Below are 14,494 nucleotides of genomic sequence, written 5' to 3' on the forward strand. Positions count from 1 at the left end.
ACTCGTCTACGCTGTGGCCCCATGAGTAACTGGATGCTGCGCGGTCTGGTCTACGCCGCCGCGATGGTCGTCGTCCGCCTGTTCCAGGGGACGTTGATCAACGCTTTTCAAACCCAGGCCGCGTTGATCAGCATTGTGCTGCTCATCCTCTTCATCATCGGGATCGTGGTGTGGGGAGTGATCGACGGGCGCGCCGACGCGCGGGTGCAGCCCGACCCGGACCGTCGCGCCGACCTGGCGATGGTGTGGCTGCTGGCCGGTCTGGTGGCCGGCATCGTCAGCGGTGTGGTCGCCTGGCTGATCTCGCTGCTCTACAAGGGCCTGTACGCCGGCGGGTTGATCAACGAGGTCACCACGTTCGCCGCGTTCACCGCACTGCTGGTGTTCCTGGGCGGAATCGGCGGCGCGACGCTGGGCCGCTGGCTGGTCGACCGCAAGGGCGAGTACGCGCCGCAGCCGCGGGGTGGAGGGGGTGACGAGGACCGCGTGGACACCGACGTGTTCGCGGCGGTTCGGCCCGAGGACACCGCCACCCAGGGCGGCGCTGCGCATCAGCAACAGGCGTCGTCGGTGGCCACGGCCGAACGGGAAGACACCACCGCGCCGCAGCCGGCCTACGGCAGCGAGTCACCGACGGAGGAAATCAAGCTGTCCGACGTCGAGCCGCGCACCGAAGCCCGCCCGGCCGAAGCCGAGGCCGAAACCGAGAAGTCCAAGCGCGAAGATCAGTCCTAGACGCCGGCCAGGTAGCGCAGGGCCAGCAGGTAGCCCTGCACGCCCAGGCCGACGATCACCCCGGTCGCTATCGGGCTCAGGTAGGAATGCCGCCGGAACTCTTCGCGGGCATACACATTGGAGATGTGCACCTCGATCAACGGTGCGCGCAGCTCTGTGCACGCATCCCGCAGTGCCACCGACGTGTGGGTCAGCCCGCCGGCGTTGAGGATCACCGGTTCTTGCGCATCGGCCGCCGAATGGATCCACTCCAGTAATTGGGCTTCGCTGTCACTTTGCCGCACAACAACTTTCAGGCCTAGTTCGGTGGCCTCGTGCTCGATCAGCGCCACCAGGTCGTCGTGGCTGGCGTCGCCGTAGACGTCGGGTTCGCGCCGGCCCAGGCGGCCGAGGTTGGGTCCATTGATGACGTTGACTTGAGTCATGCACCAACCTCCGCGTAGGCCGCGGCCAGCAGCGCCGGGTCCGGCCCTTCCAGCCGGCCGGGCTTGGCCAACCCGTCGAGAACGACGAATCGCAAGACCCCCGAACGGGTTTTCTTGTCCCCGGCCATGTATTCCAGCAACTGCGGCAGCGCGTCGGCGTCGTAACTGACCGGCAACCCCAGCGAGCTCAGGATGCTGCGGTGCCGCTCTGCGGTGGCGTCGTCGAGCCGTCCCGCCAGCCGGCCCAGCTCGGCGGCGAACACCAGGCCCACCGACACCGCGGCGCCGTGGCGCCACTGATAGCGTTCCCGCCGCTCGATGGCATGCCCCAAAGTGTGCCCGTAGTTGAGGATTTCGCGCAGCTGCGATTCCTTCTCGTCGGCCGCGACGACTTCCGCCTTGACCGTGACCGCGCGGCGGATCAGCTCCGGCAGCACGTCACCGGCCGGGTCCAGGGCTGCCTGCGGGTCGGCTTCGATCAGGTCGAGGATCATCGGGTCGGCGATGAATCCGGCCTTCACCACTTCGGCCATCCCTGCGACGATCTCGTTGTGCGGCAGCGTTTCCAGTGTCGCCAGGTCGACGAGCACGGCGGCCGGCTGGTGAAACGCGCCGACCAGGTTCTTGCCGGCGTCGGTGTTGATCCCGGTCTTGCCGCCGATCGCGGCGTCGACCATGCCCAGCAATGTGGTGGGCACGTGCACGATGTCGACGCCGCGCAGCCAGGTGGCGGCGGCGAAACCCGCGACATCGGTGGCAGCTCCCCCGCCCAGGCTGACCAGCGCGTCCTTGCGGCCAATCCCGATGCGGCCCAACACTTCCCAGATGAATCCCACCACCGGCAGATCCTTGCCCGCCTCGGCGTCCGGGATTTCGATACGGTGCGCGTCAATGCCGTTGTCCGCCAAGCGCTTCCGGATCACCTCGGCGGTCTCCGACAGCACCGGCTGGTGCAGGATTGCGACGCGGTGCCGGCCGGCCAGCAGCTCTTCGAGCTCACCGAGCAGACCGGTGCCGATCACCACCGGGTAGGGCGGGTCGACGGCGACCTGCACGGTGACCGGTGCGGCTGGCTGGGTCATTTGCCCGCCTCGGTGCGCCGGGCGGCGGCCAGGGTGGCCGGAGTGACCGGGGTGGTCGGCGCCACGGGTTGGACCTCCAGTCGGCGGCGCCCGCAGCGGCCGGTCTTCTCGCGATTGTCCAGCCGCGACACGATGTAGCGCACGACGGCGCCGGGATTGCGCCGGTTGGTGTTGACCCGGATCGTGGCGACTCGCCGGTACAGCGGAACCCGCTGCGACATCAGCGCCCGGAACTTCTCGGCGCGGTCCGGCCCGGCCAGCAGCGGGCGCGCCGTGTTGCCGCTGGTGCGGCGCACCCCTTCGGCGGCGTTGATCTCCAGGAAGACCACGGTGTGGCCGTCCAGCGCGGCACGCACACCGGGTGTGGTCACCGCACCGCCGCCAAGCGACACCACGCCGTCGTGCTCGGCCAGCGCCCGGCGCACCACCTGCTCCTCGATGCGACGGAATTCCTTCTCGCCGTCGGCGGCGAAGATGTCGGCGATGCTGCGCCCGGTCTCCGCTTCGATCGCGGCGTCGGTGTCGAGCATCTCGACACCGAGGGCCTTGGCCAGCCGCCGGCCGATCGTGGACTTGCCCGACCCGGGCAAGCCCACCAGCACCGCCTTCGGCGCCATTACCCGGACGCCCGGACTTCGGTGGCAGGCTCGCGTTCGGCGACCGAACGCAGATAACCCTCGACGTTGCGGCGGGTTTCGGCCAGCGAATCGCCGCCGAACTTCTCCAGTACCGCGCGGGCCAGCACCAGGGCCACCATGGTTTCGACCACCACGCCCGCGGCCGGCACCGCGCACACGTCCGAGCGCTGGTGGATGGCGACGGCCTCGTCGCCGGTGGCCATGTCGACGGTCGCCAGTGCGCGCGGCACGGTGGAGATCGGTTTCATCGCGGCGCGCACCCTCAAGGGCTGGCCGTTGGTCATGCCGCCCTCAAGCCCGCCGGCCCGGTTGGTGGAGCGCACGACGCCGTCGGGCCCGGGGTACATCTCGTCGTGGGCGCGGCTGCCGCGGCGGCGCGCGGTCTGGAACCCGTCGCCGATCTCCACGCCCTTGATCGCCTGGATGCCCATCACCGCCGCGGCGAGCTGACTGTCCAGCCGGTTGGCGCCGCTGGTGAACGACCCGATGCCGACGGGCAAGCCATAGCCGACCACCTCGACGACGCCGCCGAGCGTGTCGCCGTCCTTCTTGGCGGCCTCGATCTCGGCGATCATCGATTTTTCGGCCTCTTCGCCGAACGCACGCACCGGGCTGGCGTCGATCGCGGGCAGGTCGTCGGGCTGCGGCGGCGGCCCGTCGTAGGGCGCTGATGCGCCGATCGAGACGACGTGGGAGAGCACTTCGACGCCAAGCGCCTGCCGCAGAAACTGCCGTGCGACGGTGCCGGCCGCCACGCGGGCGGCGGTCTCGCGGGCGCTGGCCCGCTCCAGCACCGGGCGGGCGTCGTCGAAGCCGTACTTGAGCATGCCGGCGTAGTCGGCGTGGCCGGGCCGCGGCCGAGTCAGCGGCGCGTTGCGGGCCACGTCGCTGAGCACTGCCGGGTCCACCGGGTCGGGGGCCATCACCTCTTCCCACTTGGGCCACTCGGTGTTGGCGATCTCGACGGCGATCGGGCCGCCCAGCGTGCTGCCGTGCCGCACCCCGGCCAGGATGGTCACCTGGTCGCGCTCGAATTTCATCCGGGCGCCGCGCCCATAGCCCAGCCGACGACGGGCCAACTGGGCGGCGATGTCCTCGGAGGTGACGGTCACCCCGGCGACCATGCCTTCCAGCACGGCTACCAGCGCGCGGCCGTGGGATTCGCCGGCAGTGGTCCAACGCAACACGTGTCCCATCTTCCCACGACGGGCTCGAGCCGCCTAAATGCCGGCCGATGCGCCGAACGTGAAACTGTTGCGAAAAATTCGCCAGAAATTCGCAACAGCTTCACGTTCGGCGAATCAGTGCAGACTTAGCGCGAGAGCCACTGCGCTCGCCAGGCACATCGACGGCCCGTGCGGCAGGCGGCGGATGCCGAGAATTAGCGCGAACAGTGCCGTCAGCAGCGGTGCGCCCAGGGCCGCCAGGAACCACACGTCGACGCCGAAGCGGCCGGTCAATGCGCCCATCCCCAGCGCCAGCTTCACGTCGCCGGCGCCCATCGCGGCCGGCGACACCAGATGCACCGCCAGGTAGAGCGTGGCCAAGGCGACTGCCCCGGCCAGCGCGGGCGCGCATCGCCCACCCAACGTGGCGGCCAGCAGGATCACCGCGGCCCCGGGCAGCGTCAAAAAGTTGGGCAGCCGCCGTTGCACGATGTCGTAGCAACTCAGCGCGGCCATCCACAACACCGCCGCCGCCAGCATGCGCGGCAGGCTAGCCGACGGCAGCCGCCATTGCCGCTCGCGGCGCGGGCCAGCCTGTGAATAGTTCCACCTGCGCGAACGCCTGGTGCAGCAGCATCTGCAGGCCGCCGATGACCCGCCCGCCCGCGCCGGCCACCGCCTGCGCCAGCGGCGTCGGCCACGGGTCGTAGATCGCGTCCAAGAGCACCGGGACCGGCGCCAGAGTCTGCGCGTACCGTGCCGCGACGTCGGCCGGCAGCGTGTTGACCAACACCGTCGGCTCGTCAAGCGGCGTGCCCAGCTCGCGGAATCGGGTCGGCACGCCAACCTTCGCGCCCAGTTGCACCAGCCGGGCGGCCTTCTCGGGGTTCCGCGCGACGACGGTGATGCCGCTGACGCCCAGCTCCGCCAAGGCCACGACCACCGCCGGTGCGGTGCCGCCTGAGCCGGCGACCACCGCCTGTCCCGCCGCTGCGCCGAGCGCTCCCGTCACGCCGTCGATGTCCGTGTTGTCGGCGCGCCACCCGCGCGGTGTGCGCACCAGCGTATTGGCCGAGCCGACCAATTCGGCGCGCGCGGTGCGTTCGTCGGCGATCCGCAGCGCGGCGAACTTGCCCGGCATCGTCACCGACACCCCGACCCACTCCGGGCCGAAGCCAGCAACCACGCCCGGCAGTTCGTCGGCGTCGCACTCGATGCGCTCGTAGGTCCAATCGTCCAGTCCCAGCGCGCGATACGCCGCCAGATGCAGCTGCGGGGAGCGTGAATGCGCGATCGGCTTGCCGAGCACGCCGGCGCGTCTACCGCGCGCTGTCGAGAACACCGTTGTGTTGGGCCTGCTCGATGTTGGCCAGATGCTGCTGGTAATCGCGGGTGAACAGCGTCGTGCCCTGCGCGTCGATCGTGACGAAGTACAGCCAGTCACCCGGCTCGGGATGCTCGGCGGAAGACAGCGCATCGGTGCCCGGCGAACAGATCGGCGTTTCCGGCAGACCTTCCGACAGGTAGGTGTTCCACGCCGTCGGCTGAGCCCGGTCGGCGTCGGTGGTGGCGACTTCCCGGCGATCCAGCGGATAGTTGACCGTCGAGTCGAACTCCAGCGTGCGGTGCTCGGCCAGCCGGTTGTAGATGACCTGCGCGACCTTCGGGAAGTCCTGCGGCTTGGCTTCGCGCTGCACCAGCGACGCCACCACCAGCACGTCGTACGACGACATGTTCATGGTGTTGGCGGTGTCCACCAGCCCCGACTTCACATAGTCCACGGCACTGGAGCTGATCAGCGTGGACAGGATCTTCTGCGGGGAGGCCGACGGGTTCACGTTGAACGTCCCCGGCGCGATCAGCCCCTCGATCCGGCGATGGTCGCTGCCCATCCGGTTCACCGGGTCGACGGCCCAGCCGGGCACCGCCAGCAGCGCCGGCGGTGTGCTGGCGGCCGCGGCCCGCAGGTCGTTGACCGCAACGCAGTGCTTGTCGCCGTCGAGATCCACACAGGTGGCCCTGGAGATCAGCGTGAAGATCCCGGGCGTGACGGCATTGGTCTTCACGTCGGTGGTGTCGTCGAGCTGGCGGCCCTCCGGGATCACCAGCCGGCCCACCCGGCTGTTGGGGTCGGCGAGCCGCTGGACGGCCGACGACGCCGGGATCTCGGTCCGCATCCGGTAGTAGCCGGGCTGGATCGACGAGATCGCGGCGTTGCCGTGCGCCGCGTCGACAAACGCCCGGACCGTGCGGACCACGCCTTGTTCATGCAGGGTTTCGCCGATCGCAGTGGTCGAGTCGCCGGCGTGGATCTGGATCACCACGTCCTGTTTGCCGCTGCCCCGGTAATCGTTCTGCGAGCCGAACATGTGCCACAGCTTGGAGCCGATGAAGACGGCCGCGACCACCACGACCACGAGCACGGCGGTGGCGAGCCCACTGACGAGGCGACGACGGCGACGGCCACGCTCGGCTCGCAGCCGTTCGGCGCGGCTGCGCACGCGTCGGGGCGGCCCAACCGCCTCAGGTGCTGCTCGCGACCCGCCGCGCCCGGCTTCGCCGCGCTTGCGATCGCTCGGCGGCTGCGCCCTGCCGCGCCCGCTTTCACGCACCGTTGACCTCCAAGACGGTCCGGCGCTCGTCGAGCCAGCCCTGCAGGATCGCCACCGCCGCTGCCTTGTCGATGACACCGCGCTGGCCCTTGGCCCGAACACCCGCCTCGCGCAGCGACCGCTGCGCGCTGACGGTCGTCAACCGCTCGTCGGCCAGCCGCACCGGGACAGGAGCGATCCGGCAGGCCAGCGACTCGGCCATGTCGATCGCGTCGCGGGCCGACGGACCGGTCCGGTCGGCCAGCGTGCGGGGAAGCCCGACGATCACCTCGACGGCGCCCAGCTCGGCGACCAGCTCGGCCAGCCGGCGCACGTGCCGGCCGGACCTGTCCCGGCGCACCGTCTCGAGCGGGGTGGCCAGGATGCCGTCGGGGTCGCTGGCGGCCACGCCGATGCGCACGCTGCCGACGTCGACGCCCAGCCGCCGTCCGCGTCCGGGATCGTCTCCGCCGGGCCGGTCTGGCCGGCGGTGTTGCGAAGAATCCACTCAGCTGACCCGCGCTATCTCTGCCCGTACCGCGTCGAGCGCCGCCTCGATGCCCGACGGGTCCCTCCCTGAGCCCTGCGCGAGGTCGGCCTTGCCGCCACCGCGCCCATCAACCGCCCCGGCCAGCTGCTTGACCAGGTCATTAGCCCGAAGCCCCAGCTCCTGGGCAGCGGGATTGGCGGCGACCGCATACGGCACGGTGTCGCCGTCCCCCTCGGCGATCAACGCGACAACCGCAGGGTCGCTGCCGAGCTTGCCGCGGATGTCGCCGACCAGTGAGCGCAGGTCACCGGCCGTCATCCCCGCCGACATCCGCTGCGCCACCACACGCACGTTACCGATGCGCTGCGCGCCGGCCGCGGCATTCGTCGCGGCAGCCCGGGCATTGGCCAGCCGGACGCGTTCGAGTTCCTTCTCGGCCGCCTTCAGCCGCTCGACCAGATTGGCCACCCGGGCGGGCACCTCGTCCGACGGCACCTTCAGCGACGATGCCAGCCCCGCCATCAGCGCGCGCTCCTTGGCCAGGTGCTTGAACGACTCCAGCCCAACGTAGGCCTCGACCCGGCGAACCCCCGAACCCACCGACGATTCGCCTAGGATCGTGACCGGCCCGATCTGGGCCGAGTTGTGCACGTGGGTGCCGCCGCACAGCTCCAGTGAGAACGGCCCGCCGATCTCGACGACCCGCACCTCGTCCGGGTAGCGCTCGCCGAACAGCGCCAACGCCCCCATGGCCTTGGCCTTGTCGAGCTGTTCGGTGAAGGTGTGCACCTCGAAATCGGCCTGCACGGCCTGGTTGGTCACTTCTTCGATCTGGGTGCGCTGCTCCTCGGTCAGCGGACCCTGCCAGTTGAAGTCGAAGCGCAGATACCCCGGCCGGTTCAGCGAGCCGGCCTGAACGGCGTTGGGGCCCAGCACTTGTCGCAGCGCCGCATGCACCATGTGGGTGCCCGAGTGGCCCTGGGTGGCGCCCTTGCGCCAGCCGGGGTCGACGGCCGCGACAATCGTGTCGCCCTCGACGAATTCGCCGGATTCCACGTTGACCCGGTGCACCCACAGGGTGTGCGCGATCTTCTGCACGTCGGTAACCGCCGCGCGGGCGCTCTCCCCGGCGCCGGTGCCGCTGATGGTCCCGACGTCGGCGACCTGCCCACCGGATTCGGCGTACAACGGCGTGCGGTCCAACACCAGTTCGACGCGGTCGGCGGCGACGGCATCGTCGTGTGCCACTACCGGCACCCGCCTGCCGTCGACGAAGATGCCCAAAATGCGGGCTTCCGAGGACAATTCGTCGAAGCCGGTGAACTCGGTCGGCCCGGCGTCGACCAGCTCGCGGTAGGCGGACAGATCGGCGTGGGCGTGTTTGCGCGCGGCGGCGTCGGCCTTGGCGCGACGGCGCTGCTCGGCCATCAACTCGTGGAAGCCGGCCTCGTCGACCTTCAGGCCCGCTTCGGCGGCCATCTCGAGCGTCAGCTCGATCGGGAACCCGTAGGTGTCGTGCAGCGTGAACGCATCCGACCCGGACAGCACGGTGGCGCCGGATGCCTTGGTGGCGCCGGCCACCTCCTCGAACAGCTTCGAGCCCGACGCCAGCGTGCGGTTGAACGCGGTCTCCTCGGCGACGGCGATCCGGTTGATCCGCTCGAAGTCGGTGACCAATTCGGGATACGACGGGCCCATCGCGTCGCGCACGGTTGCCATCAGCTCGCCGACGATCGGGCCGTCGATGTCGAGCAGCTTGGCCGAGCGGATCACCCGGCGCAGCAGCCGGCGCAGCACATAGCCGCGCCCGTCGTTGCCGGGGCTCACCCCGTCGCCGATCAGGATCGCGGCGGTGCGGCTGTGGTCGGCGATGATCCGGTAGCGCACGTCGTCGTCGTGGTTGCCGACGTCGTACCCGCGCGGCGCTTTGGCGGCCACGGTGTCGATGACCGGGCGCAGCAGGTCGGTTTCGTAGACGTTGTGCACGCCCTGCAACAGCACCGCGACCCGCTCGACACCCATCCCGGTGTCAATGTTCTTGCGCGGCAACGGTCCCAGAATCGCGTAGTCGTCTTTGGTGGTGCCCTCGCCGCGCTCGTTTTCCATGAACACGAGATTCCAGATCTCGATGTAGCGCTCTTCGCTGGCGAGCGGACCGCCTTCCGGCCCGTATTCCGGGCCGCGGTCGTAATAGATCTCCGACGACGGCCCGCACGGACCCGGGATGCCCATCGACCAGTAGTTGTCGGCCATCCCGCGGCGCTGGATCCGCTCCGCCGGCAGTCCGGCTACCTCCTGCCAGAGTCCCGCAGCCTCGTCGTCGTCCAAATAGACTGTGGCCCAGAGCTTTTCGGGATCAAACCCGTAGCCGCCGTCGTCGACCGAGTTGGTCAACAACGTCCAGGCCAGCTCGATCGCTCCGCGTTTGAAGTAGTCGCCGAACGAAAAATTGCCGGCCATTTGGAAAAAGGTGTTGTGCCGGGTGGTGATCCCGACCTCGTCGATATCCGGAGTGCGGATGCATTTCTGGATGCTGGTGGCCGTCGGGTACGGCGGGGTGCGCTGGCCGAGACAGAACGGCACGAACTGCACCATGCCGGCGTTGACGAACAGCAGGTTGGGGTCGTCGAGGATCACCGAGGCACTCGGCACCTCGGTGTGACCCGCTTTCACGAAATGATCGAGGAACCGCTTCCTGATCTCGTGTGTCTGCACGTTGTCGTCGCTGTCCTTCTAGCCAATTTGATCGCACTACCTTACCGGTCTGCAGGATCAGCCCTTGACGAAGCTCAGCCGCACCGACCGCCGCGGATTGTCCCGGTTGAGGTCGACGAGCACCACGCTCTGCCAGGTGCCCAGCAGCGGTTCGCCGCCCTGCACGGGCACCGTCACCGACGGCGACACTATGGCCGGCAACACATGGTCGGCGCCGTGACCAGGCGAGCCGTGTTGGTGGCGGTAACGGTCGTCACGCGGCAGCAGCCGCTCCAGGGTATCGACGAGGTCGTCTTCGGAACCGGCGCCGGTCTCGATGATCGCCACCCCGGCCGTCGCGTGCGGGACGAACACGTTGCACAGGCCGTCAGCGCGCGAAGCACAGAACGACCGCACCTCGCCTGTCAGGTCGACGATCCGGCGACGCGTGGTGTCGACATCCAGCACATCGGTATCCACGTCATCCAGGGTACGGCGATCGCAAGCGCGGCAAAGCCGGGCGCAGCGGGTCGCCGTCAGCGAACCGGGCGATCGCAAGCGCGGCAAAGCCGGGCGCAGCGGGTCGCCGTCACCGAACCGGCGATCGCAAGCGCGGCAAAGCCGGGCGCAGCGGGTCGCCGTCACCGAGCCACGAGCCGGCCGCGGCAACCTGCCAATCCGCGGCAAACCCGTTGCGACGCTTACCCGATCGGAGGAAAGTAATCGGTGGACCGGTGGCGCCACCGGGGCGCTGCCCCGAGTAGGTGAGGAAGTGGATCGTGTACGCGCGCTCTACCACTATCCAGGCGCAACCTTCGTCCATCGACGCGGGGATTGCGCACATTCGCGACCAGGTAATGCCCGCCCTGCAGGCGATCGACGGGTGTGTCGGTGTGTCGCTGTTGGTCGACCGGCAGTCCGGCAGATGTATCGCCAGCAGCTCCTGGGAGACCCAAGACGCGATGCATGCCAGCGCCGAGCAGGTACGTCCGATCCGGGATCGGGCCGCCGAGATGTTCGGCGGTACCGCGACCGTCGAAGAGTGGGAAATCGCGGTGCTCCATCGAGACCACCGCTCACACGAGGGCGCCTGCGTGCGGGCGGTGTGGGTAAAGGGCGATCCCGCCCAGGCGGACCAGAACGTCGACTACTACAAGACGTCCATCCTGCCCGATCTGGAGAACCTCGAGGGGTTCTGCAGCGCCAGTCTGATGCTCGACCGCGCGTCCGGACGTTTCGTGTCCTGTGCGACGTACGACAGCCTTGAGGCGATGCAGCGAAACAGGGAACAGGCGAGGGCCCTTAGGACGGCACGCATTCAGAAAGCGGGCGTCCCGGAGCTCGAGGAACTCGATGTATGCGAGTTCGAGCTCGCGCTCGCCCACCTGCGGGTGCCCGAGCTGGTCTGAGCGGCGCCCTGCTCGAACGCCGTCACGAACTATTCGACGGCGTGCGCTGGCGTTCGGCCAATTGCCTTGGCAACTCCCCAAACCCGGGCAAAACCATTGCGGGGGTCATTCCGTTGGAGGAAGGTAGGAAAAGGAAGTCGTAGGACCGGTGGCGCCACCGGGGCGCTGCCCCCGAGCAAGGAGGGGTTGAATCGTGTACGCGCGCTCTACCACAATCCAGGCGCAACGGTCGTGCATCGACGCCGGGATTGCGCATATTCGTGACGTGGTGATGCCCGCTCTGCAGGAGTTGGACGGCTGCATGGGACTGTCGCTGCTCGTCGACCGCGAGTCCGGCCGCTGCATCGCCACCAGCTCGTGGGACTCGGAGAAGACGATGCACGCCAGCGGCGAGCAGGTTCGGCCGCTTCAGCAGCGGGCGGCGCAGGTGTTCGGCGGCGGCACCCCGACCGTCGACCGGTGGGAGATCGCGGTGCTGCACCGCGACCACCGCTCGGCCCCCGGCGCCTGCGTGCGCGCCACCTGGCTCAAGATCCGGCCCGAGCAGTTCGACAACGCCATCGGCTTCTACCGCGAGTCGGTGTTGCCGGCGATCGAGGAACTCGACGGGTTCTGCAGCGCCAGCCTGATGCTGGACCGCACGTCCTGCCGTGCCGTGTCCTCGTCGACCTTCGACAGCATGGAGACGATGCGGCGCAGCGACGACCGGGCCCGCTCACTGCGCACCGGTCTGCTTCGCGATCTCGGCGCCGACCAGGTCGACGTCGGCGAATTCGAGCTGGCGATCGCCCAGCTGCGGGTGCCCGAGCTGGTCTAGCACTAGGGCAGCGCGTCGCCCGGAAATCCCCGGCAGGGGTGCACCTCGAAGGTGAACACCCCGGCCTGCACGCCGGGGTCGTCGTTCATCACCGCGGTGGTCTCGTCGACGCTGCCGGTGAACACGCCGACGCCGTATACCTGCGAGCCGTCGGTGACCGGCAACACCACCGGCAGGACGCCTTCGTGGCGAAGCGCGAAGTTGCGCCGGCCGTGCTCCCAGATGATCGCCGGGGTGTCGTCGCCGCCGAAGTTGGGCCCCTGCTTGAGGATGACGACGCTGTAGGCCTTGGCGGCCGGCAGCAGCGCGTTCATCTCGTCGTCGGTGAAGGTCTTCATCTCCGGTCTCCTCGCTGACGTGGCCGCGCCGAGCGTAACGCCACGGCGACAATTCGGCGGTTTTGCCGCCGTGGCGTTACACTCGCTGGCGCGAAATTAGCGGCGCTTGCCGCGGATGATCGCCCGCAGCTTGTCCAGCCGGCCGGCGATTTCGCGTTCGGCGCCGCGGCCGGTCGGGTGGTAGTAGTCCACCCCGACCAGCTCGTCGGGCGGATATTGTTGTGCCACAATGCCATCCGGGTCGTCGTGGGAGTACCGGTAGCCCTGCGCATTGCCCAGGGCGGCGGCACCCGAGTAGTGGCCGTCGCGCAGATGCGCGGGCACCAGTCCGGCTGTGCCCGCTTTGATGTCGGCCATCGCCGCGCCCAGCGCGGTGGTCACCGCGTTCGACTTGGGTGCCGTGGCCAGGTGCACGGTGGCGTGCGCGAGCGTGAGTTGCGCCTCGGGCATGCCGATCAGCTGCACGGTCTGCGCCGCAGCCACCGCCGTCTGCAGCGCGGTCGGATCGGCCATGCCGATGTCCTCGCTGGCGAGGATCATCAGCCGGCGCGCGATGAACCGCGGGTCCTCGCCGGCGACCAGCATCCGGGCCAGGTAGTGCAGTGCGGCGTCGACGTCGGAGCCGCGCACCGACTTGATGAACGCGCTGATCACGTCATAGTGCTGGTCGCCGTCGCGGTCGTAGCGGACCGCGGCCTTGTCCAGCGATTGTTCGATGGCCTCCACGGTCACGGGGTCGGCAGCCTCGGCGGCCACCTCCAGCGCGGTCAGGGCGCGACGGGCGTCGCCGGCGGCCAGTTGCACCAGCAGGTCGACGGCCTCGGGCGTTACCTGCACCCGCCCGTTCAGCCCGCGCGGGTCGTCGATCGCGCGCTGGACCACGGTGCGCACGTCGTCGCCGCTCAGTGGATGCAGTTGCAGGATCAGCGACCGCGACAGCAGCGGCGACACCACCGAGAACGACGGATTTTCGGTCGTCGCCGCAACCAGCAGCACCACCCGGTTCTCCACCGCGGACAGCAGCGCGTCCTGCTGGGTCTTGGAGAACCGGTGCACCTCGTCGATGAACAACACGGTCTGCTCGCCGTGCGCCGCGGCGCGGCGGGCCAGATCGATGACGGCCCTGACCTCCTTGACGCCGGCCGACAGCGCCGAGAGCGCCTCGAACCGCCGGCCGGTGGCCTGGGAGATCAGCGCCGCCAGCGTGGTCTTGCCGCTGCCGGGAGGCCCGTAGAGGATGACCGACGCCACCCCGGAGCCCTCGACCAGGCGGCGCAGCGGCGAGCCCGGTCGCAGCAGGTGGTCCTGCCCGACCACCTCGTCGAGAGTGGCCGGGCGCATCCGCACCGCCAACGGCGCAGCGGCCGTCGCGCCCAGGGGGCGCTCGGTGAGCCCGGCCGCGTCGGGGACGTCGAACAGACCGTCGGACACGGTTTCAGGCATACCACGGCGGCGCCGATGAAAACTGCGCGCCGACGTGGTCTGCACATCCACAGCCACATTGACGAGAGAACGAACCCATGTCCAAAACAGCCAGCCGCGTCGCCGGCATCGTGATCAGCGCACTGCTCGCGGTATTCCTTGCGTTCGACTGCCTCACCAAAATCCTCGGTGTCGAAGCCAGCCGCAAAGGGACGGCCGAGCTCGGGTTTCCGGTCGGGCAGACCGCGGTGATCGGGTGGGTGCTGCTGGCCTGCCTGGTGGTCTTTCTCATTCCGCGTACCGCGGTGCTCGGCGCGATCGGCATCACCGCCTACCTCGGCGGCGCGGTGACGGCCAACATGCGCGTCGAAAAGCCCGTCGCCACATTCGTTCTGTCCGCGGTCTATGTCAGCGTGCTGCTGTGGATCGGACTGGTCCTGCGCCGGCCGGAACTGCTGCGCGTCCTCGGCCTGCGCGGGCGGGCGGACTGACGGCGCGTTTCCGGCGGCGCTGCCGAATACTTGCTAAGTTCTGCGAGCGCATACTTCACGCCGACGAGGTAGGAGCGGGACATGAGCCAAACACCGGAGCAGTCCGGCAGCCCCACCGACCCGCAGCCCGGTGGCCCCGGCTTTCCGCCACCCGGTTACCAGCCACCGCCCCCGCCCCCGCCGCCCGGCTACGGCC

16 protein-coding genes are annotated in these 14,494 nt (G+C 69.4%); 4 read left to right on the forward strand and 12 right to left on the reverse strand.

Annotated elements, in window-relative coordinates:
• Positions 1 to 21: 21 nt before the first annotated feature.
• On the forward strand, positions 22 to 735 hold the full coding sequence (locus tag AWC14_RS02595) for a B-4DMT family transporter (RefSeq protein ID WP_081968050.1): 714 nt from the start codon (positions 22 to 24) through the stop codon (positions 733 to 735).
• On the opposite strand, the gene aroQ is transcribed toward AWC14_RS02595, so the two are convergent.
• From aroQ to AWC14_RS02645, 10 genes are all read right to left on the reverse strand, one after another.
• Positions 732 to 1,160, reverse strand: a complete 429-nt coding sequence (gene aroQ, locus AWC14_RS02600; RefSeq protein WP_045376330.1) for a type II 3-dehydroquinate dehydratase — start codon at positions 1,158 to 1,160, stop codon at positions 732 to 734. The genes AWC14_RS02595 and aroQ overlap by 4 nt on opposite strands.
• A complete protein-coding gene (aroB, locus tag AWC14_RS02605; RefSeq protein WP_045376327.1) occupies positions 1,157 to 2,242 on the reverse strand; it encodes a 3-dehydroquinate synthase in 1,086 nt (361 codons plus the stop codon). The genes aroQ and aroB overlap by 4 nt, the downstream gene beginning before the upstream one ends.
• Positions 2,239 to 2,859: a shikimate kinase gene (locus tag AWC14_RS02610; RefSeq protein ID WP_045376324.1), complete on the reverse strand. Its 621-nt coding sequence runs from the start codon at positions 2,857 to 2,859 to the stop codon at positions 2,239 to 2,241. Before AWC14_RS02610 ends, aroB begins: the two co-directional genes overlap by 4 nt.
• On the reverse strand, positions 2,859 to 4,067 hold the full coding sequence (gene aroC, locus AWC14_RS02615; RefSeq protein WP_045376321.1) for a chorismate synthase: 1,209 nt from the start codon (positions 4,065 to 4,067) through the stop codon (positions 2,859 to 2,861). The genes AWC14_RS02610 and aroC overlap by 1 nt, the downstream gene beginning before the upstream one ends.
• 114 nt (positions 4,068 to 4,181) lie before the next feature.
• Positions 4,182 to 4,586 (reverse strand): prepilin peptidase, encoded by a 405-nt coding sequence (locus AWC14_RS02620; RefSeq protein WP_045376318.1) that lies wholly within the window; start codon positions 4,584 to 4,586, stop codon positions 4,182 to 4,184.
• 10 nt (positions 4,587 to 4,596) lie between these two features.
• Positions 4,597 to 5,388 carry a shikimate dehydrogenase gene (locus AWC14_RS02625; protein WP_045376312.1) on the reverse strand — a complete coding sequence of 264 codons (792 nt, stop codon included), beginning with the start codon at positions 5,386 to 5,388 and terminating at the stop codon, positions 4,597 to 4,599.
• Positions 5,366 to 6,547: an endolytic transglycosylase MltG gene (locus tag AWC14_RS29375; protein WP_045376309.1), complete on the reverse strand. Its 1,182-nt coding sequence runs from the start codon at positions 6,545 to 6,547 to the stop codon at positions 5,366 to 5,368. The genes AWC14_RS02625 and AWC14_RS29375 overlap by 23 nt, the downstream gene beginning before the upstream one ends.
• A gap of 103 nt (positions 6,548 to 6,650) precedes the next feature.
• A complete protein-coding gene (gene ruvX / locus AWC14_RS02635) occupies positions 6,651 to 7,145 on the reverse strand; it encodes a Holliday junction resolvase RuvX (protein ID WP_045376306.1) in 495 nt (164 codons plus the stop codon).
• Positions 7,146 to 9,842, reverse strand: a complete 2,697-nt coding sequence (gene alaS / locus AWC14_RS02640) for an alanine--tRNA ligase (RefSeq protein ID WP_045376303.1) — start codon at positions 9,840 to 9,842, stop codon at positions 7,146 to 7,148. It abuts the gene before it with no gap.
• Between the two features lie 57 nt (positions 9,843 to 9,899).
• Positions 9,900 to 10,289, reverse strand: coding sequence for a secondary thiamine-phosphate synthase enzyme YjbQ (locus tag AWC14_RS02645; RefSeq protein WP_162835650.1), 390 nt, complete (start codon positions 10,287 to 10,289; stop codon positions 9,900 to 9,902).
• Positions 10,290 to 10,600: 311 nt separating this feature from the next.
• Between AWC14_RS02645 and AWC14_RS02650 the strand changes: the two genes are divergently transcribed.
• Positions 10,601 to 11,230: a hypothetical protein gene (locus AWC14_RS02650; RefSeq protein ID WP_045376416.1), complete on the forward strand. Its 630-nt coding sequence runs from the start codon at positions 10,601 to 10,603 to the stop codon at positions 11,228 to 11,230.
• A 193-nt stretch (positions 11,231 to 11,423) separates the two neighbouring features.
• Complete coding sequence (locus tag AWC14_RS02655; protein ID WP_045376296.1) at positions 11,424 to 12,047, forward strand: hypothetical protein; 624 nt, start codon at positions 11,424 to 11,426, stop codon at positions 12,045 to 12,047.
• 2 nt (positions 12,048 to 12,049) lie between these two features.
• On the opposite strand, the gene AWC14_RS02660 is transcribed toward AWC14_RS02655, so the two are convergent.
• Together AWC14_RS02660 and AWC14_RS02665 are read right to left on the reverse strand one after the other, a co-directional pair.
• The gene (locus tag AWC14_RS02660) at positions 12,050 to 12,385 is read right to left on the reverse strand and encodes a hypothetical protein (RefSeq protein ID WP_045376293.1); all 336 of its coding nucleotides are present in this window, start codon (positions 12,383 to 12,385) and stop codon (positions 12,050 to 12,052) included.
• Between the two features lie 96 nt (positions 12,386 to 12,481).
• Positions 12,482 to 13,828, reverse strand: a complete 1,347-nt coding sequence (locus tag AWC14_RS02665) for a replication-associated recombination protein A (RefSeq protein ID WP_142281524.1) — start codon at positions 13,826 to 13,828, stop codon at positions 12,482 to 12,484.
• Positions 13,829 to 13,905: 77 nt separating this feature from the next.
• Between AWC14_RS02665 and AWC14_RS02670 the strand changes: the two genes are divergently transcribed.
• A complete protein-coding gene (locus AWC14_RS02670; protein WP_045376290.1) occupies positions 13,906 to 14,298 on the forward strand; it encodes a DoxX family protein in 393 nt (130 codons plus the stop codon).
• Positions 14,299 to 14,494 lie beyond the last annotated feature (196 nt).

The sequence above is a fragment of the Mycobacterium kyorinense genome, from assembly GCF_002101735.1.
Taxonomy (GTDB): Bacteria; Actinomycetota; Actinomycetes; order Mycobacteriales; family Mycobacteriaceae; genus Mycobacterium; species Mycobacterium kyorinense.

Bases quoted from the DNA above. Each gene is read 5' to 3' on its own strand.
- AWC14_RS02670 (WP_045376290.1), top strand. From the start codon at position 13,906: ATGTCCAAAACAGCCAGCCGCGTCGCCGGCATCGTGATCAGCGCACTG.
- AWC14_RS02610 (WP_045376324.1), bottom strand. From the start codon at position 2,859: ATGGCGCCGAAGGCGGTGCTGGTGGGCTTGCCCGGGTCGGGCAAGTCC.
- aroQ (WP_045376330.1), bottom strand. From the start codon at position 1,160: ATGACTCAAGTCAACGTCATCAATGGACCCAACCTCGGCCGCCTGGGC.
- AWC14_RS02660 (WP_045376293.1), bottom strand. From the start codon at position 12,385: ATGAAGACCTTCACCGACGACGAGATGAACGCGCTGCTGCCGGCCGCC.
- AWC14_RS02665 (WP_142281524.1), bottom strand. From the start codon at position 13,828: ATGCCTGAAACCGTGTCCGACGGTCTGTTCGACGTCCCCGACGCGGCC.
- AWC14_RS02620 (WP_045376318.1), bottom strand. From the start codon at position 4,586: ATGCTGGCGGCGGCGGTGTTGTGGATGGCCGCGCTGAGTTGCTACGAC.
- AWC14_RS02595 (WP_081968050.1), top strand. From the start codon at position 22: ATGAGTAACTGGATGCTGCGCGGTCTGGTCTACGCCGCCGCGATGGTC.
- aroB (WP_045376327.1), bottom strand. From the start codon at position 2,242: ATGACCCAGCCAGCCGCACCGGTCACCGTGCAGGTCGCCGTCGACCCG.